This window comes from Streptomyces sp. NRRL F-4489 (assembly GCF_001509485.1).
In the GTDB taxonomy this organism is placed as follows: Bacteria; Actinomycetota; Actinomycetes; order Streptomycetales; family Streptomycetaceae; genus Streptomyces.
The window spans coordinates 1-1,751 of sequence record NZ_LLZI01000153.1; the positions used below are offsets into that span (position 1 = coordinate 1).

Below are 1,751 nucleotides of genomic sequence, written 5' to 3' on the forward strand. Positions count from 1 at the left end.
CCCCCGCCCCTCCGTCCTCCCCCTCCGCCACCCCGCCGCCCCCTCACCCCCCGGCCCTCCGCGCCCGCGGTCTGGCGCGGTCCTTCGGGCGGGGCCGCACCGCCCTGGCCGCGCTCGGACCGGTGGACGTCGAGATCGCCGCCGGCGAGTTCGTCTGCGTGGTCGGGCCCTCCGGCTGCGGCAAATCGACCCTGCTGCGGATCGCGGCGGGCCTGCTGCGGCCCAGCGCCGGCGAGCTGGAACTGCGGACCGGCGCCGGCCGCCCGATCGCCATGATCTTCCAGGACTACGGCATCTACGACTGGAAGACCGTCCTGGCCAACGTCCGCTTCGGCCTCGACATCCAGCGCGTCCCCCGCAAGGAGGCCGACCGGCGGGCCCGGTCCTGGCTCGCCCGGATGGGGCTCGCCGACTTCGCCGGCGCCTATCCGGCCGCGCTCTCCGGCGGGATGCGGCAGCGCGTCGCCATCGCCCGCGCGCTCGCCGTCGAGCCCGGCGTCCTGCTCATGGACGAGCCGTTCGCCGCCCTCGACGCCCAGCTGCGGACCATCCTCCAGGACGAACTCCTCGCCCTCACCCAGACCACCCGCACCACCACCCTCTTCATCACCCACAGCCTCGAAGAGGCCCTGGTCCTCGGCGACCGGGTGCTGGTGATGTCCGCCCGGCCCGGCCGGATCCTCGCCGAACGCCGCCCGCCGTTCCCCCGCCCGCGCACCGGAGCGGTCCGCGCCGCCCCCGCATTCGCCGCGCTCAAGGCCGAGTTGTGGGAGCTGCTGCGCGGCGAGGTGGCCGGCCGGGACACCACCGACCCCGAGGGGGCCGCGCCCGCATGACCACCACCGCCCCTACGGACAGACCCGGACCCGACCGCCTCCTGGTCCGCCGGCCCGGCCCCCGGGAGCTGCGCCCGGACCGCGCCCACCGCCGCCGGCGCGCCCTCGAACTCACCCTCGCCGCCGCCGTCCCGCTGCTGCTCGTCCTCCTGTGGCAGCTGGCCGCGGCCCGCTCCTGGATCGACGCCCGGGTGTACCCCGCGCCCACCACGATCCTCGCCGACGGCTGGCACCGCGCACTGGCCGGCGAGCTGTGGCCGGACGTCCGCGCCACCCTCCAGCGGGTACTGGCCGGCTACGCCGCCGGGACCGTCAGCGGCTATCTGCTGGGCCTGCTGATGGGCTCTCTGTCCCTCGTCCGGGCCGCCCTGGAGCCGCTGCTCGACGCGCTCTACGTCGTCCCCAAACTGGCCCTGCTGCCGGTCTTCCTCAACATGTTCGGGCTCGGCGAGGGCCCCCAGATCGCCCTGGTGGCGGCCACCGTCTTCTTCTTCGTGTGGATCTCCACGATGGCCGCGGTGCTCGCGGTACCGGCCGGCCACCGGGACGCCGGCCGGGTCTTCGGCGCGAACCGGTGGCAGATGTTCCGGCACGTCCTGCTGCCCGCGTCGCTGCCCGCCGTCCTGGTGGGCGCGCGGATCGCCGCGGGGGTCGCCGTCCTGGTGATCGTCGCCTCGGAGCAGATCGCCGCCGCCGACGGGCTCGGCCACCTGATCTTCGACTCCCGGGCGCTGTTCCAGAACGACGTGATGTTCACCGGCATCGTCTGCGTCGCCGTCCTCGGAGTCGTCTTCTCCGAACTGGTCCGGCTGGCCGGGCGCTTCCTCACCCCCTGGGCCCCGCGCGACCGCGGCCGCCCCCAGAGCTGACGCCCCCTGCTCCCGTACGCCGCCCCGGGCACCCCCAGGCCCCCGC

The 1,751-nt window shown here is 75.8% G+C and carries 2 protein-coding genes; both read left to right on the forward strand.

Annotated elements, in window-relative coordinates; all coding sequences use genetic code 11:
• Window positions 1–71: 71 nt before the first annotated feature.
• Window positions 72–836, forward strand: coding sequence for an ABC transporter ATP-binding protein (locus ADL22_RS13835; protein ID WP_066977955.1), 765 nt, complete (start codon window positions 72–74; stop codon window positions 834–836).
• Window positions 833–1,705, forward strand: a complete 873-nt coding sequence (locus tag ADL22_RS13840) for an ABC transporter permease (protein WP_066977952.1) — start codon at window positions 833–835, stop codon at window positions 1,703–1,705. Before ADL22_RS13835 ends, ADL22_RS13840 begins: the two co-directional genes overlap by 4 nt.
• The last annotated feature ends 46 nt before the right edge of the window (window positions 1,706–1,751 follow it).

What these genes read in the sequence shown, in the direction of transcription:
- ADL22_RS13840 (WP_066977952.1), top strand. Translation starts at nt 833, where the DNA reads ATGACCACCACCGCCCCTACGGACAGACCCGGACCCGACCGCCTCCTG.